Here is a 22,826-nt window from a genome sequence, read left to right as displayed (position 1 = left end):
GCTTGGCGATTAACTCCTCAAGGCCGGAGTGATCGTTGCTGACCGCAAAGTGCTCGCCCGAAGGGTGCAGCGCCACGTCCAATCGGTCCTTGGAAACATCGATGCCGACAACCACGATCTCATTCTTCTCCATCTGATCCCATCCTTGCCTAAGCGGGCTTTGCCTTCGCAAGCGGCCCCGGCGACTGTTCGGGTTCAATGGAACGGCGGATGGAGACCCAGGCTCTCCCACGGGCTTGGTGTCCCAAAGGTGCAACGGTCTCCCATCCGCCACCGCAACAGGCAGTTCTATGCCAACCGCGGGTAAAGGGAAGTTACAAAGGTGCCGGCAGGCGGATGAGGGGGCCGCCAAGCAGGTCCTCTCAATAAAAAAGAAAGGGCGGCGCATCCGTTGCGCCGCCCCTTCATACAACGTCCCCGAAAGCGCGTCCTCAGAATTCCGTCCAGTCTTCCTGCACCGCAGCTGCTGCCGTTGCCTGTCTTCCGCCGAAGGCTTTGCTGACCTTGCTGGCAAGGGCGCGGGCCGGAGAGGCGACCGGGCGGGAGCTCGGCGTTGCGGCTGAAGTCTTCTGGGCCGGAGCGGCAAGCTCTGTGCCGAGCTTGAACTGGCGCAGCAGCTCGTCGAGGGCGCTTGCTTCCTGGGCGAGCGCATGGCTCGCCGCAGTCTGTTCCTCGACCATCGCCGCATTCTGCTGCGTGCCCTGATCCATGTTGTTGACGGCGGTGTTGATCTCCTGCAGCCCGATCGACTGTTCGCGCGTGGCGGTAACGATCGCGTTGACGTTGCGGTTGATCTCCTGCACCTCGGCGACGATCGCCTCCAGCGCCTTGCCGGTTTCGCCGACCAGCGACACGCCGGTCTGCACATGCGTGCCTGATGTAGTGATCAGGTCCTTGATCTCCTTGGCCGCCTTGGCCGAACGCTGGGCGAGTTCGCGCACCTCCTGGGCGACGACGGCAAAGCCCTTGCCGGCCTCACCGGCGCGGGCGGCTTCGACACCGGCGTTCAGCGCCAAGAGGTTGGTCTGGAAGGCGATGTCGTCGATGACGCCGATGATGTTGGAGATTTCGCCCGAGGACTTTTCGATCTGCTGCATGGCCGAGACCGCCCTGCGGACGACGTCGCCCGATTTTTCGGCGCCGAGGCGGGTGCGCTCGACGAGATTGCCGACGTCCTCGGCGCGCTTGGCGCTGTCGCGGACGGTCGTCGTCACCTGCTCGAGCGCTGCGGCGGTCTCTTCAACCGCGGCGGCCTGCTGCTCGGTACGGTGGGCGAGATCGTCTGCGGCCGAGCGGATCTCGCCGGCGCCGGCATTGATCGCCGAGGCGTTGCGGCCGACCGACTGGAGTGCTGCCTGCAGCTTTTCGACGGCATGATTGAAGTCGTTGCGCAGGCTGTCATATTGCGGCGCGAACGGCGTCTGGATGCGGGCGGCGACATCGCCGACAGCAAGGCCGGCAAGGCCGCCGGCCAAGGCGTCGACGGCGTAACGCAGCTCGCCTTCCTCGCGCGCCTTCTGCTCGTCGCTTGCCTGGCGCTGGCGCTCGGCATCGTCACGCATGCGGTCGGTTTCACCGGCAAGGCGCAGCTTCTCGATCGCCGCCTGTTTGAAGACCAGGACCGACTGCGCCATGCGGCCGATTTCGTCACCGCGTTCGACAGCCGGAACCTCAATGTCGTTCTGACCGCCGGCGAGACGATCCATGGCGGCGGTCATGCCGACGACCGGGCGGACGATGGTGCGCGACATCAGCCAGGCGAGAAGGGCGGCGGCAAGCGAGGCGACAATGCCACCAGCAAGCAGTGTCGTCGCCAGATCGCTGTTGGCATCGGCCCGGATCGCGGCGAGCGCATTCGACTTTTCGCGGGCGGTGGCCTTGATCTTGGCGGAGGCCTGGCGGAAACCATCGAGCTGGCCCTTAGTGGCGTTGACGCCGATCTTGACGACCTCTTCGATCGGCATGTCGGTTTCCTTGCGCGCCTTGGTCTGCGGTTCGGCAAGCTCATGGAAATAAAGGTCGGCGGCCTTTTGCATGCCGTCGATCATCTCGACCAGCTGCGGCTCGCCTGATGCGGTCTGCTTGGCGGCGGCGATCGCCTTCAGCATGCGCTCGCGATTGGCGAAGACGTCGCCATAGGTGCTGTCACTGCGGAAGAGGATGAAGCCGCGCAGGTTGACCGCCTGCTCTAGCATCGCCTGCAGCGCATCATCGATCTGATTGACGAGCAGCTCCGATTTTTCCTGCTCGGCGGAGGCGGCCGCCGATGCCGTCGCCTTTGAATAGACGAAAGCCGAAACGGAGATGAAGATCAGAATGAGGGCTGCGAACGTGGCCGCAAGCTTCCCGTTCAGGGATATGTTTTTAGCAGACATGGTCAAATTCTCCTGACGACAATCGACGCGGCGAGAGACGGTCGCGCGTTAGGCGCAACCGCAGAGATTTGGAATCGGAAACATGATCGGCGGAAGACGCCTGCGCCTTCATGGCACCAAGCGGTTTGGACCAACCGCTGCAATCGTGCCGACCCTATGCGGCCAGACTTTAAATTTGCTTAAATTGCGCATCTCAGGAATTGCCCTGCAATCGGCTGGGAATAAAATGCTTGCAACCGACTGATTTGCCGGTCATTCACAGCCGATGTCCGATCAGAACAGCCAACGCCTCGACCAGCTTCTCGTTTCCCGCGGCCTCTTTGCCAGCCGCTCGCGGGCGCGCGACGCCGTGCAGCGCGGCACGGTCAGGATCGGCGGCCAGGTCGTAACCAAGCCCGGCGCGCTCTTCGACGACGATGCCGATATCGAGATCGACGATCCGGCACAGGCTTACGTCTCGCGCGCCGCCCTGAAGCTTGCCGCCGCCCTCGACCATTTCGGGCTCGATCCGTCCGGCCATCACTGTCTCGATATCGGCGCTTCCACCGGCGGCTTCACCGAGGTGCTGCTGCAGCGCGGTGCTGCGCATGTCACGGCGATCGATGTCGGCCATGGGCAGATGCATCCTCGGATCTCGGCCGACCCGCGGGTGACGAACCGCGAGGGCCTCAACGCCCGCTATCTGACCGCCGACGATATCGGCGAGCCCGCCAGCTTCATCGTCTCCGATGTCTCCTTCATCTCGCTGAAGCTGGCGCTGGCTCCGGCGCTCGATCTTGCCGTAGCGGGTGCCGTCGGCGTGCTGCTGGTCAAGCCGCAGTTCGAAGCCGGGCGCGAGGCGATCGGCAAGGGCGGGCTGTTGAAGGACCTCTCGTCTGCTCCGGCCGTCGCGTCGGAGCTGGAGCGCTGGTTCACCGAGGACATGGGCTGGAAAAGCCTCGGCCTCATCCCCTCCCCGATATCAGGCGGCGACGGCAATCGGGAATACCTTCTGGCAGGATTGAAACCGTGAGCACCGAAACCGTCACGATCGAGAAACTCGGCGCCCAGGGCGACGGCATCGCAAGCAACGCGGGCGGGCCTGTCTACGTGCCCTTTTCCCTGCCCGGGGAAACAGTGGCGATCGCCCGCGTCAAAAGCCATGGCACGATCATGTCGATCGCAGCGCCCTCACCCGACCGGCAGGAACCGCCCTGCCGGCATTTCGGCCCGGATGGCGTCAACGGCACCTGCGGCGGCTGCACGCTGCAGCATCTGGCAGACGAACCCTATCGCGCCTTCAAGCGCCAGCTGGTCATCGATGCGCTGAAATCCAAGGGGTTGACGCCTGACGTCGGCGAGATCGTCCCGGCCCACCCGGGCGAGCGCCGGCGCGTGGTGTTTGCGGCGCGCAGGACCGAGAAGGATATGCTGATCGGCTTCAACCAGGCCGAAAGCCATCATATCGTCGCCGTCGAGGAATGTCCGATCTCGTCGGCAGGGATCGTCGCCCGGCTGCCGGCGATCAAGGCGATTGCCGCCTCGCTCGCGACCAATGCCGAACCCTTCCGGGTGGCGGTGCTCGAAACGCTCTCCGGTCTCGATCTGGCGATCGACGAGATCAAGAAACTCTCCGACCCGCAGCGGCGCAAGGCGATCGAAACCGTGCTCGGCCTGCGCGGCATCGCCCGCGTGACGCTGAACGGCGAAATCCTCGTCGAGCCGGCCAAGCCGATCATCGATTTCGGCGGCGTCGAGGTTTCGCCGCCAGCGGGCGGCTTCGCCCAGGCGACCAAGCCGGCGGAAGAGGCGATAGCAGAGCTGGTGCTCGCCCATATCGGCAAGGCCAAGCGGATCGCCGATCTTTTTGCCGGCGCCGGCACGTTTTCGCTCAGGCTGGCGCGGATCGGCCGGGTGCATGCGGTCGAGGCCGAGGCAGCGGCGCTCGCCGCACTCGACCAGGCCGCCCGCAAGACACAGGGGCTGAAGCCGGTGAGCGTCGAAAAGCGCGATCTCTTCCGCCGTCCTGTGATGACGCAGGAGTTCAAGCCCTATGACGCCGTCGTCTTCGATCCGCCGCGGGCCGGCGCGGAGTTTCAATGCAAGGAGCTTGCCCGCTCAGCCGTGAAGAAGATCGCGGCCGTCAGTTGCAACCCGCTGACGCTGGCGCGCGACCTCGCGATCCTCGTCGAGGGCGGCTACCGCATTACCGGGGTAACACCGATCGACCAGTTCCTCTGGACCTCGCATGTCGAGGTCGTGGCGACGCTGGAGAAATAGGCCGCTTTGCCCCGGCGCGATCGCGATTCCGGAGCGTCGAGAACAGTTTATCGGTCACACGGCTCGCTTTTCGGCTGCAAGCTCATGCGCATTGGTCGCGTTCCGAGCTTTGCGCCGGTCACGGCATCGATTGCGATCGGCTCAATCTCCGATCCTGACTCGACGTCGATATAGCGGGCGAGTTCGCCATCGCAATGGCGGTGTGCCCAAGCCCCGATCATCATCAGCACAGGCAGAAAATCGCGGCCCGCTTCCGTGAGGACATATTCTTCGCGGGGTGGTCGCTCGGAGTAAAGACGCTTCTCAAGCAGACCATCCTCCGTCAGCGCCTTGAGACGCTTGGTCAGCATGGTCGGCACGATGCCGAGGCTCTTTCTGAACTGGTCGAAGCGGGTGAGGCCGGCATGGGCGTCGCGCAAAACGAGAATGCTCCACGCATCGCCGACGGATTGAAGGCCGCGGGCGACCGGGCATTGGGGAATCGAATTATTTTTCATTTAGTATCTTTTCGATAGTGACATGATATCGAAAAGATAGTAACAGATCAGCCGACGATGATCCACACATTTGAAAGCTGACGATATGACCGACAGAAATAGAAGCGTTGCACTGGTCACCGGTGCATCCTCAGGCATCGGCCTTGCAACCGCGGAGTCTCTGGTGAAGGCCGGCTACCGCGTGTTCGGGACCAGCCGCAAACCGGCCGCCAACAGGCCCGGGATCACGATGCTGATCTGTGATGTGGCCGACGAAGCCTCGGTGCAGGCGGCTGTTGCGGAGGTCGTCCGGCAAACCGGCCGGCTCGACCTCGTCGTCAATAATGCCGGCATCGGCCTCATCGGTGGTGCGGAAGAATCCTCGATCGCCCAGGCCCAGCGGCTTTTCGACGTCAACGTCTTCGGCGTGGCGCGCGTCGCCAATGCGGTACTGCCGGTCATGAGGAAGCAAAAGAGCGGCCGGATCATCAACATGAGCTCGATCCTCGGCCTCATCCCGGCTCCGTACAACGCCTTCTATGCCTCGACCAAACATGCGCTCGAGGGTTATTCGGAATCGCTCGATCATGAAGTGCGCAACTTCGGCATTCGTGTTGTTCTCGTCCAACCCGGCGTCACCAGAACATCCTTCGAGGAAAATCTGACGCGAGCAGACCAACCTCTTCCGGTCTATGCTTCGGAACGCGCCCGCAGCGAAGCGCTGATGCGCAAGTGGGTGGAAACGGGCGATGCGCCCGAGGTCGTCGCCGACATGGTCGTGAAAGCCGCAACCGCGAAGAAACCGAAGCTGCGCTATTCCGCCGGCAAGCAATCGCGCCAGGTCCACTCGCTTCGCCGCTACCTCCCCGAGCGGCTGGTCGACAGCCTGCTGCGCAAGGTCAACGAGTTTCCGGCCTCAGCTTAACGCGTTCATCGAGGACCGGATTCCGATTTCAAGCCGGCAGGCTTAAAGTCATCCAGTCCTAAGGTATGTCGCGCAAAAGTGTGCAGCGGTTTTGCGCTAACGACATGCGTAAATACATAGACCGAAAGCGGGGAGCGAATCTGAAGGATCGCGACGCGCTTTCGACTAACGAAACCGATTCTGAATGCGCAAGACCAAGAGACGCAATCCCTACTATGCCGGCCCAGTGTCCGATCACTTCGACGGCACGTACTTCTTCAATCCCGAAGGGATTGAGCCGCTTGGTTTCCGCGCGCTCTTGCAGTGGCAGTTCGGCGGTGGCCGTGCGCGCTGGCCGCGGTCGGTACCAAGTCCATTTGCGGCCGCCAAGCCGGATCCCCGTGTCGACGGCGAGAATCTGCGGGTGACGATGGTCGGGCACGCAACCATGCTGGTGCAGGTCGCTGGGCTCAATATTCTCACCGACCCGGTGTGGTCGGATCGGGTCAGCCCCTTCAGCTTTGCCGGCCCCAGGCGCGTCGTCGAACCGGGCATTTCCTTTGATGACTTGCCGCCGATCGATCTCGTGCTGGTATCGCACAATCATTATGATCATCTCGATGTCGCAACACTGAAGCGCTTGCATGCCAGGCACAGGCCGCGTGTCGTGACGCCGCTCGGCAACGACACGATCATCCACCGTGCCGTGCCCGGTATACAGACGACAGTGATGGATTGGGGCGAGCGCATCTCGCACGCCGGAATAAGCATCGATGCGGAGCCGGCACATCACTGGTCCGCCCGCGGCGGCGCCGATCGCCGGATGGCGCTTTGGGCGTCGTTCGTCTTGTCGACACCGGCCGGCAATATCTACCACGTCGGCGATACCGGCTTTCACAGCGGCATCAATTACAAGGCGGCACAGCGGAAACATGGCGGTTTTCGCCTGGCGATTTTACCCTTCGGCGCCTATGAGCCGCGATGGTTCATGGAAGGGCAGCACCAGAATCCTGAAGAGGCGGTGATCGGGATGAAGCTGGCGAATGCGGCCTATGTGGCCGGGCATCATTTCGCGACGTTCCAACTGACGAATGAAGCAGTCGATGCGCCGGTGAGAGCGTTGCAAGAGGCGATGAGAGAGCACGAGATTCCCGCGCACCGGTTCCGGCCGCTCAGGGCCGGCGAAGTATTCGATGTGCCGCCGGCCTGACCGCATTCGTCTGGTACTTCGGCAGCGCTCAGCGGCGCATGAAGGCTTCGAAGGCCGCCCGGGCCTCGGCGCTTTTCAGGCGCGCGGCGAAATGACGGGCTTCGACGTCGATGCGAGCGATCACCTCTTCCCGTGAGCCGCAAATGAGATCGCGTGCGATCTTCAAAGCTTCCGGTGGCTTGGCGGCGAGTTTCGCAGCCGCGGCAAGTGCGGCATTCTCCACCTCGTCCGGCGTCGTTACCTTCCAGATGAGGCCGGCCTCGCGGGCTTCCTCGGCGCTGAAGGCCTCGCCGGCGGCCAGCATGGCAAAGGCGCGCTGGTGGCCCATGATGCGCGGCGCGATCAGGCTGGAAGCCGCTTCCGGCACCAAAGCCAGATCAACGAATGGCGTGCGGAACTGGCTGCGGTCGGAGGCGATCGTCAGGTCGCAGTGCAGGTTGAGGGTGGTACCGATGCCGATCGCCAGGCCGTCGACCCCTGACACCAGCGGCTTTTCGGATCTGGCGAGCGCGTAGAGGAAATCGATCAGCTCGTCTCCCATGCTGCCGCCCATGGCAGTGGCAAGAAAATCGCCGATGTCGTTGCCGGCCGAGAAGCTGCCTTCGGTGCCGAGAAAGACCGTCACTCTGATGTTCGCGTCCGTATTGGCGGCGGTGAGCGCATCGGTCATGGTGCGATACATCGCCCGTGTGAAGGCGTTCTTCTTTTCCGGCCGGTTGAAGCGAATGAGCTGAACGCCGGGATGAGCGGCAGGCTGCTCGACGATGATGTGATCGGTCATTAGGTTTTCCTCAGGTGTCATGGGGATCTCCTCAGGCAAGCAGGATGCGGGCGGCGGCGATGCTCGCCGCGCCGTTGACGACCCGGTCGCGAAGGGCCGCGGTCTCGGCGAGCAGGTTTTCGGCGGCGAAGCGGCAGAGCGCGATGCGGCCCTCGCCTTTACCGTCGCCGCTTTCGGCCAGAGCACCCTTGGCGAGATAACAGCCGGTGAGCACGAGGCCGAACAGGCGCTGATAGGGTGTGGCGCCGGCAAGCGCCTCGGCAGCCCTCCCATCGGCAAGTGCTGCCAGAAGCCAAGCGGTCGTCTGTTCGAGATCTGAAATCGCGGCGTCGAGTCTGGCGGCAGTCTCGCCGAAACCGTCGAATTTGGAGCGGCCGACAGCCTCGGCGATCGCCTTCAATTCGGCGATGAAGCCCATGACCTGGTCGCCGCCGGAAAGCGGCAGCTTGCGGGTGACGAGGTCGATCGCCTGGATGCCGTTGGTGCCCTCGTAGATCGGGGCGATGCGGGCGTCGCGGAGGTAACGCGCCGCACCCGTCTCCTCGATGAAACCCATGCCGCCATGCACCTGGATGCCGAGCGAAGCGACCTCAACGCCGGCATCGGTGGAAAAGGACTTGGCGATCGGCGTCAGCAGTGCGGCGCGCTCCTGCCAGTGGCGGCTGACGTCGCCGGCTCGATGGGACATGTCGATCGCATGAGCGCAGGCATAAGAGATGGCGCGCGAACCTTGGGTCAGCGCCTTCATGGTGAGAAGCATACGGGCAACGTCGGGATGTTCGACGATCGGGCTCATGCCGGGCCCGGTCGCACCCGGCGCCCTGCCCTGCGTACGTTCCCTCGCATAGGCGAGCGCCTTCTGGGTGGCCGCCTCCGAGATCGCCACACCCTGCATGCCGACGGCGAGACGGGCATTGTTCATCATCGTGAACATGCAGGCGAGCCCCTTGTTCTCCTCGCCGACCAGCCAACCGATCGCGCCCTTTTCGCCGCCGAACCGGCCGTCGCCATAGATCATCGTGCAGGTCGGCGAACCGTGAATGCCGAGCTTGTGCTCCAGCGAATGGCAGAAGAGATCGTTGCGGGGTCCGAGCGAACCGTCGTCATTCACCAGGAATTTCGGCACGAGAAAGAGCGAGATGCCGCGTGTGCCGGCCGGCGCATCCGGCAGGCGGGCGAGCACCAGATGGACGATGTTGTCGGCCGCGTCGTGCTCGCCCCAGGTGATGAAGATCTTCTGGCCGAAGATGCGGTAGCTGCCGTCGGGCCGGCGTTCGGCGCGGGCCTTCAGCGCGCCGACATCCGAGCCGGCATGCGGCTCGGTCAGGTTCATGGTGCCGGTCCATTCGCCGGACACCATCTTTGCCAGATATTTGTCTTTCAGCGCGGCGCTGCCATGCGCGCTGACCGCCTCGATGGCGCCCATGGTCAGCGTCGGAGCGAGCGCAAAAGCCATGGATCCGGAATTCCACATTTCCAGCGCCGCGACATTCAGCATATCAGGCAGCGCCTGGCCGCCGAAAGCTTCCGGCGCCGTCAGGCCGTTCCAGCCGCCTGATATCCAGTTGCGGTAGAGATCACGCCAGCCGTCCGGCAGCCGGACTTCGCCATCGATGAGACGGGCGCCCTGGCGGTCGCCGATTTCGGCGAGAGGCGCCACTTCCTCTGTGGCAAAACGTCCCGCCTCGGCCAGGATGGCGTCGACGAGATCCTCGCCGAGATCGCCGAAAAGACCGTTCGACATCGCCTCGCCCATGCCGGCTACATGCTTCAATGTGAACGCGATTTCCTCAAAGGGCGCCTTGTACATGCTTCCTCCTCCGTGGGTGCCTGCACCTCATGCAAAGCCCTCCCCGGCAAGGGCTAGTTGATTTTTACGTAAACGTCAATTTTGATTCATAGGCCACGACGCGATAATTCCACCCGGCATGGCGCTTTCTTCTTGCACAGTTGCGCCCATGGACGGCATGGAGAACTGTAGACAATATATCGCCCTCGCAAAGGATCGGCGACCCATGGATACATTGCCCGTCAACATACCCGGTTTCGTCTGGGCCTATCGTTTCTCGCCGGATGAAAAGACCGCGGTGCGGCTGACCAACACCGCGACGGTGGCGGATCTGACCGCCGAGAACTGTTTCTACTGGCTGCATCTCAACCTCGTCGACGCCCGCGTGCCGGCCCTGCTCGAGACGCTCGACGGACTGACGGAAGACGCGAAATCGGCGTTGACGACGCATGACACGCATGCGGCGATCACCGTCGACGAGCAGATGCTCTACGGCACGCTGGTCGATTGCCAGCGTGATTTCGACCAGGATACCAACAATCTCGGCTGGCTGCATTTCGCCATGTCGGACCGCTTCATCGTCACCACAAGGCTGCAGCCGCTGCGCAGCGTCGAGCGGGCACGCACGCTGATCGAGAAGAACCCGGGCAAATTCTCGCGGCCGGTCGATCTCTTCGAACTGCTGGTGATCGAGTTCCAGCGGACGCTGATCGCCATCGTCATCGAACTCACCGAAGAGCTGAACCAGATCGAGGATATCGTCTACGACAATGCGCCGCGCGACGAGCGCCGGCGGCTGGCGCCGGTCCGGCGAACCGTGGTCCGGCTGCACCGGCATCTGCGCACGGTGCTGGCGCTGATGCGCCGCGCGGCGGCGGCCGATGACGATGAAATGCCCTTCGGCTTCGACGATGTGGCGCGGCGGCTGACGAGCCGGTTGGAAACGGTCGACCACGATGTCTACGCTTTGCAGGACCGGGCGCGCCTGCTGCACGAAGAAATCGATTCGAAACAATCCTCCGAGACCAACCGCCATCTCTACCTCCTGTCAATCATGACGGCCTTCCTGCTGCCGCCGACGCTGGTGACGGGTTTCTTCGGCATGAATACCGCCAACCTGCCCTTCGCCGTCGGCGATTACGGCACGGAATACGCCGTGATCCTGATCATCGCCTCGATCGTCTTCGCCTGGTGGCTGCTGCGGCGGGTGGATATTCTTTGAGGGTGAGAGTTCGAGGATGACTGTTGGGAGGCGCAGTCGCTTCTATACCATCAAACGTCGCGGTACTTGCCACAGAGTTCACCCCACGCGCCGTCATCCTTGCCCCGAGGATCCACGTAGGCCTCCTCCATCAGCACCGGGCATGGATCCTCGGCTCAAGGCCGAGGATGGCGGAGGGTGGGTTAACGTTCTTGCAAAATTCGCCGCCGACGCAGCGGATTGCGCGGCGCTGCGCCTATCGCATCATGCGGGACGCGGCCACTGTCAGCATTGCGACGCTTCATCCATCTGATTTCTGACTCGGCGGTGGCAGGCAATCTAAGCGCTCCATGCCCGGGTGATCAGCTGGTTTATGCCACTACCCGCCCGGAACGGTTCTTGCACGGTTACTAATATGTTCACCGTGGGGAGGCCTGATGTCATGAAGTGGCACACACCTGGAGAATTCAGCCCGCTGATGCTCGTTGTGAACGGGCCGGAAAAATACAAGCTTGTCGCGAGCCTTTGGGAGGCGGCCCAGATGCTGACGGCTTGCTGGCCATTCGACGACGGCGAAGAATATCTTACGGCTGTTATGGCATGCCGCGATGCGATCCACGGGGACCTCCCGGCTGAGGACGCGAGAGAAGCGCTGATTCGTGCTGCCAAGGAGGCGGGCATTTCGGTGATCACCGTCGTTCACTGAGTGTCACAGCCGACGATGAAATGGGTTCACGGGCTTCTTCGTGCCACCGCCCTCTCGTTACTGCTCCCCAAGTTCGACATGTCCCCTCCCCCTGTTTTTATGGGGAGAGGGTCAGGGGTAGCATTCTGCGCCTATCAATAAGGCGAATAGCACTGCTGGCGCGGGCCGTTATAAGGCTGGAAGGTGTTGTCATAAGCCCGATAGGAGCGGTAGCGGTTTTCGCACCAGGCAACGTGAGCCGAACCCATGCGCCGCGCGGGCACCACGTAGCGCCGCGGCGGAGCGACGATGGCGCCGCCGATCACCGCGCCGGCGCCGAAGGCGGCGAGCGGATACCAGTAGCCATTATAGCGGCGATAGCCGGGACGGTAGTAGGTATAACCGCGATAGCCGCCATACCAGCCGGGACGATAATAGGCGCCAGGGCGATAGCCGGGCCGGTAGTAGTCGCGTCGGTAATAGTACTGGACATTCTCGACAGCCGAGGATTTTTCAACCTGCGGCGCGGCCGGCATCTGTATTGCCTGCGACGGCACGAAACTCGTTAAAACGATAGCAGCGGCCATCACCGCGGTTGCCATCCTGTTTCTCAGCGCGATCATTTCTCTCTCCCATTCAACAGCGATCACCGCTTGGCCTGCAACGCCTGCGAGCGAGAATGGTTCCAAAAGCCGCCGGAACCGGCAGCTTCTGGATGAGTAGAGCTTGACCCGCTCAACCGACAGAGATCAAGCGACGGCGGAAATTTTCGCCTGGTCGCCCTGCAGGCGGTTCACCATGAAGTTCGAATACCATTCGAGGAACTGCATGACGCCGCCCTCGTGCAAGGCGGAATAAGGGCCGGGCTCATAGGCGGGCGAGTGGATGCCGAAGGCATTTTCCTCGACGATGCGGCGGTCCTGGTCGTTGGTCTCGGTCCAGACGTGCGTCAGTTCCTCGAGATTGTAATCCACGCCCTCGACGGCGTCCTTGTGGACGAGCCACTTGGTCGTCACCGCCGTCTCGTTGGCGCTGAGCGGCAGCACCCGGAAGGAGATGGCGTGGTCGCCGAGCAGGTGGTTCCATGTCGTCGGGTAGTGGAAGAGCAGCATCGTGCCGATCCGATTGATCGAGATGTCGTCGGAGATCCGGCGCTGCACCGCCGGCTTGCCCGACATGGTGTAGCTTTCGGCGTCCTCGATCAGCGGCATGCGGGCGGTGCGGAACTGGCCGTCCGGCGAGATCTGGAACTTGCTCGGCAGGCCGGCGGCCTCGCAGCGCGCCCAATGGCCGGCGATCTCCGGATCGTCGGCGCCGCCGTCCGTGCCGGTGACGCTCGGGGCTTCGGGATAGGTGCGGCAGAGTTCCGGGTGATTGGCGGCGCAGTGATAGCACTCGCGGTTGTTTTCCCAGACGAGCTTCCAGTTGCCCTTCTCGATGATCGTGCTCTGGAAAGCGACCTTGGTCTCGCCGATCCGGTGCGGCGCCATATAGGGCTCGATCTTGTCGCGCACCGGCTTGAAATCCGGGGCAACGTCGGCAAGGCAGATGAAAATATAGCCCGCGACGCTCTCGCAGTGGACGGGCTTCAGGTTGAAGCCGGTTTTGTCGAAATCGTCGCCCATATGACGGGCAAAGGCGAGCTTGCCGTCGAGATCGTAAGTCCACTGATGATAGGGGCAGACGAGGCGCACGGAAGAGCCATGCTCCTTCGTGCAGACGCGCGAGCCGCGATGGCGACAGCTGTTGTGGAAGGCGCGGATGACATTGTCACGGCCGCGGACGATGACGACCGGATACGTGCCGATCTGGACGGTGAAATAGGCGCCCGGCTTCGGCAGTTCGCAATCATGGCCCATGAACAGCCAGTCGCGATAGTAGATCATCTCCATGTCGAGCTTGAAATAATCCTCGTCGGTGTAGAACGGCTGTTCGAGGCTGAAGCCCTCGCGGCGGTTCTTGAGCTGACGTAAAACGTTGCTGCGAATATCCATCTTCATGTCCTCGTGCACCGGCTGCCGCTTTCAGCGGAAGGCTATGGAAGCGCGCCTGCTTCCTTCTCCTGCGGGAGAATTGTTCATGACGCCATTTAATCACCTGGCATTCCTGCCGCTTGGTTGTAATGCGACATCGGCTTCGAAATTGACGACAGGATGCGCCGAGGTTTCAAAGAGCCCCTGTCAGTCGACCAGATCGTCCGACTCTGCAGGTAATTATCGTCAATTGCGACATTGCGTAAAGACCGGATCGGCAAAGAGGGCGGCTCTCCGGTATCGGCTATTGTCGCATTTACGACATCGCCGGCTTCCGCCCGATGCCCCGGTCGCGTCTTAATGCTGCGTTAAGCATACGATCTTATCCTGCTGTCGACCTCAGACCGACGAAGCATGTAGACCATGGCCAGACTCCGCTATTTCGACGCGAAAGAAGTAATCCGGCCGCAGGAGCGGCAACTGGTTGCCGCGCATTCCGAATTCCTGCGCACCGGCCGCATCCCCCGCGACCGGCGCCACTGGCTGGCCGAGGAAAGGCGCTACCTCACCCATGACGAGGTCGCCGAAAAGACCGGCCGCAAGCTGCAGGCGGCCGGCGAGAAGACGCATCAGCACATCAACGGCTTCCACCACTCGATCCAGTTTCCGAAGATGATCTTCCATCGGACGCTGCAGGACAGCCCACATCTCGGTTATTGCCACGTCACCGCGGCGCGCACGAAATTCGCCCGCTACGAAGAGGTCAGCTGGGCCTTCTACATCGCCAACTTCTATTCCGACATCGGCGACAACGACAACTTCTTCGAACGGATCGATGTCGGCTATTCCCGGATGTATTTCGCCGTCGCGATTAAGCCTGGTGAGGAATCCGCCGAAAAGATGACGATTGACCGGTCGGTGCGCGGCAATGGGCTGCTCTTTCGCACCCACGATCCGCAGGCGGCGATCCGAAACATCCTGCTGCTCGGCGCCCGCAACGAACAGCTGCGCGAAATCATCCGCCAACTGTGAGCGAACAAGGCGATTGATCGCCGGCGGCGGAAAGCCTAATGACTGCCGGAACCAGAGACGGGCAGCATATGGCACGCATCATTGACATCAGGGCAGACAGGCAGGCGGCGCTCGAAGCGGCCTGTGCCGCTCTTTCCGATGGCTTTGCCATCGCCATGCCGACGGAGACCGTCTACGGCCTTGCGGCCGACGCCACCAATCCGGCCGCCATCACCCGCATCTATGAGACCAAGGGACGGCCACGCTTCAACCCGCTGATCTGCCATATGGCCGATCTCGAGATGGCCGGACACCATGCCGAGTTCGACCCCGTATCGCGGGCGCTCGCCGAAGCCTTCTGGCCCGGTCCGTTGACGCTCGTGCTGCCGCTGAGGCCCGCAAGCCCGATCCACGCGCTGGCGACCGCCGGTCTCGACAGCGTCGGCGTGCGCGTGCCCAAGGGCTTCGCCGGCACCCTGATCGGCGCCTTCGGACGGCCGCTCGCAGCGCCGAGCGCCAACACCTCAGGCGCCATCAGCGCGACCAGTGCGGCCCATGTCGAAGCCGATCTCGGCGCGAAGATCCCGTTGATCCTCGATGCGGGACCGAGCACCGTCGGCGTCGAATCGACGATCGTCAAGGTGGAGGGCGACCGGGTGAGGCTGCTTCGGCCCGGCGGGCTTGCGGCGCGCGAGATCGAGCGCGTCGCGGGCCAGCCTCTGCTGCGCGCCAAAAAGGCTTCGGCGGCAATCGAGGCGCCTGGCATGCTCGCCTCGCATTATGCGCCGAGCGCCAGCGTGCGCCTCAATGCGACGGCGGTGGAACCCGGCGAAGCGCTGATCGCCTTCGGCGGCGCGTCGGTCGAAGGCGCACGCGCGGCACGCATCGTCCTCGATCTCAGCCCGGCCGGCGACCTGGCGGAAGCGGCGGCCAATCTTTTCGACTATATGAAGCGGGCCGATGCCAGCGGGGTGTCGAGCATCGCCTTTTCGCCTATCCCGGACGAGGGACTCGGCGAAGCCATCAACGACCGGCTACAAAGGGCGGCCGCGCCCCGCGCGACTGCCTGACCTGATAGAAGCGATAGAGGATCGACCTGATGAGCAGCGCCGGCATTTCCACCGATCTTCTCGACCGTTTCGCCGCCATCGTCGGCGAGAAATATGCACTTCGCGGCGAGGCCGATCTGGCGCCGCATCTGATCGAAAACCGCGGGCTCTATCATGGCTCTTCCCCTCTCCTGCTGAAGCCTGGTTCGGTCGAGGAAGTCTCCAAGATCATGAAGCTTGCGACCGAGACTAAAACGGCGATCGTGCCGCAGACCGGCAATACCGGCCTCGTCGGCGGTCAGACACCGCGCACTGGCCAGGCCGATATCATCCTGTCGCTCGAACGCATGACGAGGATCCGCGACGTCGACCCGGTGGCGAATGTGCTGGTCGCCGATGGCGGCGCGATCCTGGCCGATGTGCAGAAGGCGGCCGAGGCGCATGGTCGGCTCTTTCCGCTGTCGCTCGGCTCGGAGGGCTCCTGCCGCATCGGCGGCAATCTCTCCACCAATGCCGGCGGCACGGCCGTGCTTGCCTATGGCAATATGCGCCAACTCTGCCTCGGCCTCGAAGTGGTGCTGCCGACCGGCGAGATCTGGGATGGCCTGCGCCGGCTGAAGAAGGACAATACCGGTTATGACCTGCGCGATCTCTTCATCGGCGCCGAAGGCACGCTCGGCATCATCACCGGGGCGGTGCTGAAGCTGTTTCCCCAGCCGCTCGGCCATCAGGTGGCGTTTGCCGGCCTCAATTCGGTCGAGGATGCGCTCGCCCTCTTCAACCTTGCCGCCAGTCTGTGCGGCACCTCGCTGACCGGTTTCGAGCTGATGCCGCGCTTCGGCGTCGAGATCACCACCCGCCACATCGACGGCGTGCGCGATCCGCTGGAAGCGGCATACCCCTGGTACGTGCTGATCGACATTTCGACGTCGGATTCGGCCGAGACGGCGGAGCGGATGATGAACGGCGTGCTGGAACAGGGCTTCGAGGCCGGGCTGGTGCAAGACGCCGCGATCGCCGCTTCGGTCGCCCAGCAGAAGGCGATCTGGCATATGCGCGAGAGCATGTCGGATGCGCAGAAGCCGGAAGGCGGTTCGATCAAGCACGATGTGTCCGTGCCGGTGTCGAAGATCCCGCATTTTATGGCCGAGGCGGAAAAAGCCGTGATGGCGGCCATGCCGGGCGCCCGCATCTGCGCCTTCGGCCATATGGGTGACGGCAATATTCATTACAATATTTCCCAGCCGATCGGCGCCGACAAGGGCACCTTCATCGCCCGCTGGCGCGAAATGAACCATATTGTCCACGGGCTGGTGCTCGCCCATGGCGGCTCGATCTCGGCCGAACACGGCATCGGCCAGCTGAAGCGCGACGAACTGGCGGCAATCCGCCCGGCGATCGAAATCGAGCTGATGCGCCGCATCAAGCGCGCCTTCGATCCGGCTGGTATCATGAACCCAGGAAAGGTCGTCAGTCTCGAGGTGTGAGCGGCGGCAGTCAGGGAATTGTCCCTCGTCCGCCTGCGGGCACGGACCGTTGTCGAGCGCCCTGATTGGCTCTCCCGTCGACCTCACACTCCGTCATGCTCGGCCTTGAGCCGAGCATCCACACCGCATCCACCAGTAGCGGCGACATGGATCCCAGGCTCAAGGCCTGGGATGACGGAGTATGGGATTAGCTTTTCGCCAAACGAAGCGGGTGCGCCGGCTTCACCGCCGTGGGCGAGACGAGTGGCTCACCCCCCGGTAAGGTTACGGTGAGGGGCCGCCACCCGCGCCGCTCTGCGCGCTCCTGCCTGAACCACCTTAAGCCTGCTGAGTGCCGCCGCCGGTCAGGATCTGCAGGGCCGGTGACTGCTGGGTGCTGTTCTGGACGTCGTACATCGCGGTGAAGCGCCGCAGCAGCTTGTCGACCTTCTTCGGATCCTGGAGGTCCTCGAGCTTGACGAAACGATTGATGAGATCGGCCTGCTTGGCGACGTCCATGCTCGATATCTGAGCTGGCAGGCTGTAGGCTGTGGTGATGACCTGATAGAGCGCCTTGTCGCCGAGGATCGAATAGATCGAGGTGATGCTCGGGGCCTTGCGGCTGAAATAGAGCGCCAGGCGCACACCGTCGTTGCTTTCGCCCTGCTGGGTTTCCAACGTCTGCTTGATGAAGAGGTCCTGCGTATGCGCCTCGGCCGCCTTGTTCTGGATGGCGCCGATCTTGGCGCGGGTCAGATTGCCGTCCTTGTCGAAGTTGAAGGCGGCGACGATATCCTTGAAGCGCGCATCGGCCTTGGTGTTGAGGTAGCTCTTCTTGTCGTCGGGATCGGAGGTGAATATCTTCTTCAGCGTCGCCTTGTCATAATCCTTCGGGTCGAGGTTGTTCGCCTTCAGCACCAGATCGGTCAGGCGGCTGTCATCGAGGAAATCGTCGAGCGACTGTACCTTGGCCATGCCCTTGGCGAAATAATCCACCTCGGTCGTCGCATCCTTCGATGCCTTGTCCTTCACCGGGCCGGCCTTCAGCAGCATGGTGACATGCGCCTTATAATCGGTGGCGTATTTGGCCAGGGTCGCGTCGGGCAGCGCCTGCAGAGGTGCTGCCGCCTTGCCGTCGGGGCCGAAGTTGAAGGCGCGGGCAAGGTTGGTGATGCGCTCGTCCTTCAGCGAGGCGATATAGCCGTTCGGATCGTAGGCATCGCTGGTCAGGATCTTGCGCATCATCGAGCGCGGGACTTCCTGGTCCGTCAGGCCGAAGGCCTGCAGCGCCACGTGATAGGGGTCGGGCAGATTGTCGTTGCTCTTCTTGAAATCGGCCGAAGCATTGGTGCGCAGGAAATCGTTGACGGTCTTGATCTCGGCCGTATCGAGCAGGCTGGTGCTGTCGGCCATCATGCTCGAGTAATTGTCGGCGACCTCTTCGATCGCCTCGTCGCGCTCGTCGTCATAGCGCGCCATGTAGTTGTCATTGGTGGTCTGCGCCTGATCGGCGGTCTGGACCGAGCTGACGGCCGGCAGCGATCCGTCGGCGGCGAAATTGAAATCGGCGTTGAGATCGGCATGGCCGGCGGCTGCGGCAGCCGTCGCATCGGTCAGGATGCTCTTCAGCTCGGCGTCCGTGATGTCGAACGCCAGGTCGTAGGTGCTCTTCAGGAAATTGGTGATGGCGGGATCGGCGATGAGCTCGTCGACATTGGCGATCGTCGCCATGCGGGACGAATAATCGTCGGTGCGCGCGCCGGCGGCGATTTTCGTGTTGGTGATCTGGCTGGACGTCTGCGCAGCCAAGCCATCCTCGAGCGATCCATCGGCCTTGAAATTGAAGGCGGCGGCGACATCCGCATAGGTGCCGGTGCCGCTCTGATCGGTCAGGATGGCGCGAAGATCGACGTCGCTGACGGTAGCAGGGATGCCGTAGGCATTGCGCACGAAGTTGTTGAGCTTCTGGTCCGCCAGCAACTGATCGACGTTCGAGATCCCGGCGATGGTCGACTGGTAATAGACGGCCGCACTGTCGGCCTTGCTTGACGTGTTGGCGCTTTGTGCGGCGGTCTGCGTGGCATAAAGCGTTGCGACCGACCCATCCGTCTTGAAATTGAAGAGATCGTGAACGTCGCTATAGCCCTGGGCGCTGGCCGCCGCAGGATCGACGAGGAAGGTCCGCAGCGTCGCGTCGGAGACGCTGTCGGCGATCTGCATGCTGGTTCTGAGATAGCTGACCGCGACGGGATCGGACATGATGTCATCGACATTGGTGACATTGCCGATCATCGCGTTGAAGTGGGCCGCGTTCGCCGCCGATTTGTCGGTGGTCGACTTGCGTTGCGCGGCGGTCTGAATCACCGAACCATTGATCGACCCATCCGCATTGAAGTTGAAGTCGGCATTGAGGCCGGCCTGCCCCTGGGCGGCGGCATAAGACGAGTCGGTCAGGATGTTCTTCAGCTCGGCATTGCTGAAATTCACGCCGAGGCCATAGGCATCCTTGATGTAGCGCGCCATGACGCTGTCGGCGAGCAGGTCGTCGACATTGGTGATGCCGCTCGATTGCGAGGTCACGCTATAATAGTTGGCGGTGCTCGAGGCGGCCGACGCCAGCTTGTTCGCCTGGTCGATCGTCTGGGCGCGGGCCGTGGTCGAGGTCGTACCGTCCGACTTGAAGTTGAAGGCGTTATAGACATTGGTAAAGCCCATCAGCTGGGCATAGCTTGGATCGGTCAGGACCATGCGCAGCGCCGGCGCGGTGAAGTCGGCGCCCATGCTGTAGGCGGTCTTGATGTAGGAGGTCAGGCGGGCGTCGGCGACGAGATCGTCGACATTGGTGATCGTGCCGATCTTGGCGGTATAATATGCCTTGTTGTAGTCGGCCGCCGTCTTGCTGACGTAGACAACGTCGGAACCGACCGCATTGTCGATGATGACGGATTGGGAATTCAGCGTGTAGGTCTCGATGACCGAGGCCTTCTGCGCGGCCGTCTGGGCCGTGCCGGTGACGGTGCCGTCGGCGTTGAAGCTGAACTGCGCGGCAAGCGCCTTGTACTTGTCGCCGCCCTGCGTGTTGACGACGCTTGTCGGGTCGCTGAGATCGCTCGTCAGCACCTGCCGCAGAAAATCTTTCGACGCATAGGTGGGATCGATCTTGAAGGTCTTCAGCACATAGGTCCGCAGCCTTGTGTTGTTGACCAGGTCGTCGACGGTCTGCACGCTGTCGATATTATTGCTGTAATAGGTGCTCTCGGCGGCCGCGGCGTTGTCGGCATCGACGAAGGACTGCTTGTAGAGGCCGATCAGATCGTCCTCCTGGGCATCCGTCTGTACGTCCTTGTCAGGCGCGTTGAAATTGAAGGCGGCCGCGAATTCACGGTAGCGCGTATCGGAGAGCTTGTTGGCGTAGCTGTTCGGGTCGGTCAGATCGCTCTCGAGCACCTTCTTCATGAAGGCCTTGGCATAGGTCATGTCCTCGAGGCCATAGGCCTTCATCGCATAGCTGTAGAGCTTGTAGTCGCCGAGGAAGTCGTCGACGTCTTTGACCTTGTTGATGTTGTCGGCGTAGTACTGGGCATCCTTCTTGACCGTCGCCTGCGCCGCAACCTTGTTGAGGCTCGACGTCATGTCCTTCGACAGGATCGTGTACGCGAGGGAGGCCGTGATCATGAAAAGCGCCCTTTTGGCAAAATCTCTAAAAGAACGACGAACTGCCGGTAAGCCCATTTTGCCACGCAAAACTTACCCGAGACTTACCTTTGGATTGCGCCATTTCAGGACAGCGGGCCGTTCACCTTCCGGAAACCCTGCCGGATTCGGTTTTGATAACCATCAGGGGAGGCAAAGTTTTCTTAACCGCAATTTTTAAGCTGTACGGAAGGGGGGCCGCCTATTGTCGGCCATAGAGGACGAAAAGTCCCGAGGAGAAGACCGCAAACCGGCTCTCAGGTAAGACAAGGGTAGAATGAAATGAACAATCCCGTTTTGAAGCCCGCTTGGGCCGACACGACGCTGCGTCTCGATCCGTCCCGCTTCCCGCAGCAGGTCAGCTACGCCATCCATGATTGTTCGGATGACGTCAGCATCACGATAGACGAACGCGGCGCAGTCCTGCGGAAAGTCCTTCCCTCCAGCGGCCTGCCGCTCTCGATTGCCCTGCCGAGGCGCGTCTTCAAGGGTGTCGCCGCCCGCGCCATCGACCATGGCGACGGCGAGGTCACCGTCACGCTCGAGCTTCACCATGCGGATCCGGAACTCTGCATTCCGCTGCTCGTCGCCCATGATCTCAGCGACATCGCCGCCGACTGGCGCAGCTGGTCGGAGGCCTTCCGCATTCCGATGCTGATGGTCGAAGCCGATGGCGTCGCGCGGCCGCTCGAAGACCATATCGGGGCGCTGCGCACCAGTGACCTCAAGCCGCGCCGCCGTCATTCCTACTTCGCCAATCGCCGTCCGCGCTTCCTCGTGCGCCGCACCACCGGGCAGCTGGGCGTCGCCATGAAGATCGAAGGCAAGGAAATCATCGCCCGCAACTGACCGAAATCGCGACAGCGCCATTCGGCGGTAGGATCTCGGAAAATTTCGAAACCCGGCGCTTGTGCCGGGTTTTTCGTTTCACGCGTCGTTGCCCTCAGGGAAGGGCGAAGAGCAGCGAAAAGAACAGGCCTAGGAAGATGGTCAGGCCGACGCGGTTGTTCGACTTGAAGAGCGCCAGGCATTGGGCGGGATCGTTGATATCAAGCCGGATGATCTGCCAGGCGAACATGCCGGCCGCGCCGAACAAGGCCAGAAAGGCGATGAGATTGGCGCCGGCGAGCGCGAAGGCCGCAAACATCAGCACCAGCGTCAGCCCATAAAGGCCGATCAGCCACTGCCTCGTCTGATCACCGAAAAGGCGGGCGGTGGAGCGCACGCCGATCAGCTCGTCATCCTCCTTGTCCTGATGCGCATAGATCGTGTCGTAACCGATCGTCCAGGCGACGGAGGCGGCGTAGAGCAGGATGGCGGCAAAGGAGAGGCCGCCCAGAATGCCGGCCCAGCCCATCAGCGCGCCCCAGGAAAAGGCAAGGCCGAGGTAGAATTGCGGCCAGTCGGTGAAGCGTTTGGCATAGGGATAAAGCGCCACGATGCCGAGCGAGAGCAGGCCGAGAAAGACGGTGAACCAGTTGAACTGCAAGAGCACGAAAAGGCCGACCAGCGCCTGAATGCCGATGAAGATCTTCGCGCGGGCGCGGGTGACGCGGCCGGAGGGCAGCGGACGCGAGCGGGTGCGCGCCACTTCCATATCGATCTCGTGATCGACGAGATCGTTATAGGTGCAGCCGGCGCCGCGCATGGCGACGGCGCCGATGAAATAGAGGAAAAGATGGGACACCAGCAGGCTGCCGGAATAGAGCCCTTGACCGATCGCCGCATTGGAGGCGAGCGTGGCCGACCAGAAGCACGGCCACATCAAGAGCTCCCAGCCGATCGGGCGATCCCAGCGTGCCAGCTGCGCATAAGGCCAGAGCCATGGCGGCAGGATCCGGTAGACCCAGTTATCGGAAGGTGCGTCGGAGACGCGATCGTTGAACTCGCCGGTATCTTGCATGCCATTCATCTAGCGGCGGGCTGGCGATCCGGTCAAGAAGTGATCGCGACG

At 62.5% G+C, this 22,826-nt stretch carries 18 protein-coding genes and 1 pseudogene; 10 read left to right on the top strand and 9 right to left on the bottom strand.

What is annotated here, in order from left to right; translation table 11 throughout:
* Together B5E41_RS32435 and B5E41_RS25895 are read right to left on the bottom strand one after the other, a co-directional pair.
* A pseudogene (locus B5E41_RS32435) lies at positions 1-133 on the bottom strand (IS110 family transposase); the annotation flags it as partial.
* 298 nt (positions 134-431) lie between these two features.
* Entirely contained in the window at positions 432-2,375 is a 1,944-nt protein-coding gene (locus B5E41_RS25895; protein WP_088396636.1) for a methyl-accepting chemotaxis protein, read from the bottom strand.
* Between the two features lie 265 nt (positions 2,376-2,640).
* Here B5E41_RS25895 and B5E41_RS25890 point away from each other — a divergent pair, with 265 nt between their 5' ends.
* Positions 2,641-3,387, top strand: a complete 747-nt coding sequence (locus B5E41_RS25890) for a TlyA family RNA methyltransferase (RefSeq protein WP_088396635.1) — start codon at positions 2,641-2,643, stop codon at positions 3,385-3,387.
* Entirely contained in the window at positions 3,384-4,634 is a 1,251-nt protein-coding gene (locus tag B5E41_RS25885) for a class I SAM-dependent RNA methyltransferase (RefSeq protein ID WP_088396634.1), read from the top strand. Before B5E41_RS25890 ends, B5E41_RS25885 begins: the two co-directional genes overlap by 4 nt.
* 47 nt (positions 4,635-4,681) lie before the next feature.
* Here B5E41_RS25885 and B5E41_RS25880 read toward each other — a convergent pair whose 3' ends face one another.
* On the bottom strand, positions 4,682-5,131 hold the full coding sequence (locus B5E41_RS25880) for a winged helix-turn-helix transcriptional regulator (RefSeq protein ID WP_088396633.1): 450 nt from the start codon (positions 5,129-5,131) through the stop codon (positions 4,682-4,684).
* A gap of 85 nt (positions 5,132-5,216) precedes the next feature.
* Between B5E41_RS25880 and B5E41_RS25875 the strand changes: the two genes are divergently transcribed.
* Positions 5,217-6,035: an oxidoreductase gene (locus tag B5E41_RS25875; RefSeq protein ID WP_088396632.1), complete on the top strand. Its 819-nt coding sequence runs from the start codon at positions 5,217-5,219 to the stop codon at positions 6,033-6,035.
* Between the two features lie 184 nt (positions 6,036-6,219).
* Positions 6,220-7,224, top strand: a complete 1,005-nt coding sequence (locus B5E41_RS25870; RefSeq protein ID WP_088396631.1) for an MBL fold metallo-hydrolase — start codon at positions 6,220-6,222, stop codon at positions 7,222-7,224.
* A gap of 28 nt (positions 7,225-7,252) precedes the next feature.
* Here B5E41_RS25870 and B5E41_RS25865 read toward each other — a convergent pair whose 3' ends face one another.
* Together B5E41_RS25865 and B5E41_RS25860 are read right to left on the bottom strand one after the other, a co-directional pair.
* A complete protein-coding gene (locus tag B5E41_RS25865) occupies positions 7,253-8,005 on the bottom strand; it encodes a crotonase/enoyl-CoA hydratase family protein (protein ID WP_088396630.1) in 753 nt (250 codons plus the stop codon).
* A 31-nt stretch (positions 8,006-8,036) separates the two neighbouring features.
* Positions 8,037-9,815, bottom strand: coding sequence for an acyl-CoA dehydrogenase family protein (locus tag B5E41_RS25860; protein WP_088396629.1), 1,779 nt, complete (start codon positions 9,813-9,815; stop codon positions 8,037-8,039).
* Between the two features lie 205 nt (positions 9,816-10,020).
* On the opposite strand from B5E41_RS25860, the gene B5E41_RS25855 reads away from it, so the two are divergent.
* Positions 10,021-11,016, top strand: a complete 996-nt coding sequence (locus tag B5E41_RS25855; protein ID WP_088396628.1) for a transporter — start codon at positions 10,021-10,023, stop codon at positions 11,014-11,016.
* Between the two features lie 421 nt (positions 11,017-11,437).
* A complete protein-coding gene (locus tag B5E41_RS25850) occupies positions 11,438-11,701 on the top strand; it encodes a DUF982 domain-containing protein (RefSeq protein ID WP_088396627.1) in 264 nt (87 codons plus the stop codon).
* Positions 11,702-11,835: 134 nt separating this feature from the next.
* On the opposite strand, the gene B5E41_RS25845 is transcribed toward B5E41_RS25850, so the two are convergent.
* Positions 11,836-12,303 (bottom strand): BA14K family protein, encoded by a 468-nt coding sequence (locus B5E41_RS25845; protein ID WP_088396626.1) that lies wholly within the window; start codon positions 12,301-12,303, stop codon positions 11,836-11,838.
* 126 nt (positions 12,304-12,429) lie between these two features.
* The gene (locus B5E41_RS25840) at positions 12,430-13,674 is read right to left on the bottom strand and encodes an aromatic ring-hydroxylating oxygenase subunit alpha (protein WP_064805926.1); all 1,245 of its coding nucleotides are present in this window, start codon (positions 13,672-13,674) and stop codon (positions 12,430-12,432) included.
* Between the two features lie 402 nt (positions 13,675-14,076).
* Between B5E41_RS25840 and B5E41_RS25830 the strand changes: the two genes are divergently transcribed.
* The 3 genes from B5E41_RS25830 to B5E41_RS25820 all read left to right on the top strand — a co-directional run bounded on the left by B5E41_RS25830 (position 14,077) and on the right by B5E41_RS25820 (position 17,200).
* A complete protein-coding gene (locus B5E41_RS25830) occupies positions 14,077-14,685 on the top strand; it encodes a DUF6656 family protein (protein WP_064809718.1) in 609 nt (202 codons plus the stop codon).
* A 68-nt stretch (positions 14,686-14,753) separates the two neighbouring features.
* On the top strand, positions 14,754-15,734 hold the full coding sequence (locus tag B5E41_RS25825; RefSeq protein ID WP_088396625.1) for an L-threonylcarbamoyladenylate synthase: 981 nt from the start codon (positions 14,754-14,756) through the stop codon (positions 15,732-15,734).
* 29 nt (positions 15,735-15,763) lie between these two features.
* A complete protein-coding gene (locus B5E41_RS25820) occupies positions 15,764-17,200 on the top strand; it encodes an FAD-binding oxidoreductase (protein ID WP_088396624.1) in 1,437 nt (478 codons plus the stop codon).
* A 318-nt stretch (positions 17,201-17,518) separates the two neighbouring features.
* Here B5E41_RS25820 and B5E41_RS25815 read toward each other — a convergent pair whose 3' ends face one another.
* Positions 17,519-20,854, bottom strand: coding sequence for a DUF1217 domain-containing protein (locus B5E41_RS25815; protein ID WP_088396623.1), 3,336 nt, complete (start codon positions 20,852-20,854; stop codon positions 17,519-17,521).
* Between the two features lie 300 nt (positions 20,855-21,154).
* On the opposite strand from B5E41_RS25815, the gene B5E41_RS25810 reads away from it, so the two are divergent.
* Positions 21,155-21,721 carry a DUF6101 family protein gene (locus tag B5E41_RS25810; protein WP_064800872.1) on the top strand — a complete coding sequence of 189 codons (567 nt, stop codon included), beginning with the start codon at positions 21,155-21,157 and terminating at the stop codon, positions 21,719-21,721.
* Positions 21,722-21,815: 94 nt separating this feature from the next.
* Here the strand turns inward: B5E41_RS25810 and ubiA are convergent, their stop codons facing one another.
* The gene (gene ubiA, locus B5E41_RS25805) at positions 21,816-22,775 is read right to left on the bottom strand and encodes a 4-hydroxybenzoate octaprenyltransferase (RefSeq protein ID WP_064809714.1); all 960 of its coding nucleotides are present in this window, start codon (positions 22,773-22,775) and stop codon (positions 21,816-21,818) included.
* Positions 22,776-22,826 lie beyond the last annotated feature (51 nt).

It is taken from the genome of Rhizobium esperanzae (assembly GCF_002204185.1).
Lineage (GTDB): Bacteria > Pseudomonadota > Alphaproteobacteria > Rhizobiales > Rhizobiaceae > Rhizobium > Rhizobium esperanzae.
This window is presented reverse-complemented; position numbering and strand designations above follow the sequence as displayed.

Excerpts from the sequence above, each read along its gene's own strand:
- B5E41_RS25810 (WP_064800872.1), top strand. The coding sequence starts at position 21,155 with ATGAACAATCCCGTTTTGAAGCCCGCTTGGGCCGACACGACGCTGCGT.
- B5E41_RS25840 (WP_064805926.1), bottom strand. The coding sequence starts at position 13,674 with ATGGATATTCGCAGCAACGTTTTACGTCAGCTCAAGAACCGCCGCGAG.
- B5E41_RS25830 (WP_064809718.1), top strand. The coding sequence starts at position 14,077 with ATGGCCAGACTCCGCTATTTCGACGCGAAAGAAGTAATCCGGCCGCAG.
- B5E41_RS25895 (WP_088396636.1), bottom strand. The coding sequence starts at position 2,375 with ATGTCTGCTAAAAACATATCCCTGAACGGGAAGCTTGCGGCCACGTTC.
- B5E41_RS25860 (WP_088396629.1), bottom strand. The coding sequence starts at position 9,815 with ATGTACAAGGCGCCCTTTGAGGAAATCGCGTTCACATTGAAGCATGTA.
- B5E41_RS25825 (WP_088396625.1), top strand. The coding sequence starts at position 14,754 with ATGGCACGCATCATTGACATCAGGGCAGACAGGCAGGCGGCGCTCGAA.
- B5E41_RS25850 (WP_088396627.1), top strand. The coding sequence starts at position 11,438 with ATGAAGTGGCACACACCTGGAGAATTCAGCCCGCTGATGCTCGTTGTG.
- B5E41_RS25880 (WP_088396633.1), bottom strand. The coding sequence starts at position 5,131 with ATGAAAAATAATTCGATTCCCCAATGCCCGGTCGCCCGCGGCCTTCAA.
- B5E41_RS25875 (WP_088396632.1), top strand. The coding sequence starts at position 5,217 with ATGACCGACAGAAATAGAAGCGTTGCACTGGTCACCGGTGCATCCTCA.
- B5E41_RS25820 (WP_088396624.1), top strand. The coding sequence starts at position 15,764 with ATGAGCAGCGCCGGCATTTCCACCGATCTTCTCGACCGTTTCGCCGCC.
- B5E41_RS25870 (WP_088396631.1), top strand. The coding sequence starts at position 6,220 with ATGCGCAAGACCAAGAGACGCAATCCCTACTATGCCGGCCCAGTGTCC.
- B5E41_RS25845 (WP_088396626.1), bottom strand. The coding sequence starts at position 12,303 with ATGATCGCGCTGAGAAACAGGATGGCAACCGCGGTGATGGCCGCTGCT.
- B5E41_RS25890 (WP_088396635.1), top strand. The coding sequence starts at position 2,641 with ATGTCCGATCAGAACAGCCAACGCCTCGACCAGCTTCTCGTTTCCCGC.
- B5E41_RS25855 (WP_088396628.1), top strand. The coding sequence starts at position 10,021 with ATGGATACATTGCCCGTCAACATACCCGGTTTCGTCTGGGCCTATCGT.
- B5E41_RS25865 (WP_088396630.1), bottom strand. The coding sequence starts at position 8,005 with ATGACCGATCACATCATCGTCGAGCAGCCTGCCGCTCATCCCGGCGTT.
- B5E41_RS25815 (WP_088396623.1), bottom strand. The coding sequence starts at position 20,854 with ATGATCACGGCCTCCCTCGCGTACACGATCCTGTCGAAGGACATGACG.
- ubiA (WP_064809714.1), bottom strand. The coding sequence starts at position 22,775 with ATGCAAGATACCGGCGAGTTCAACGATCGCGTCTCCGACGCACCTTCC.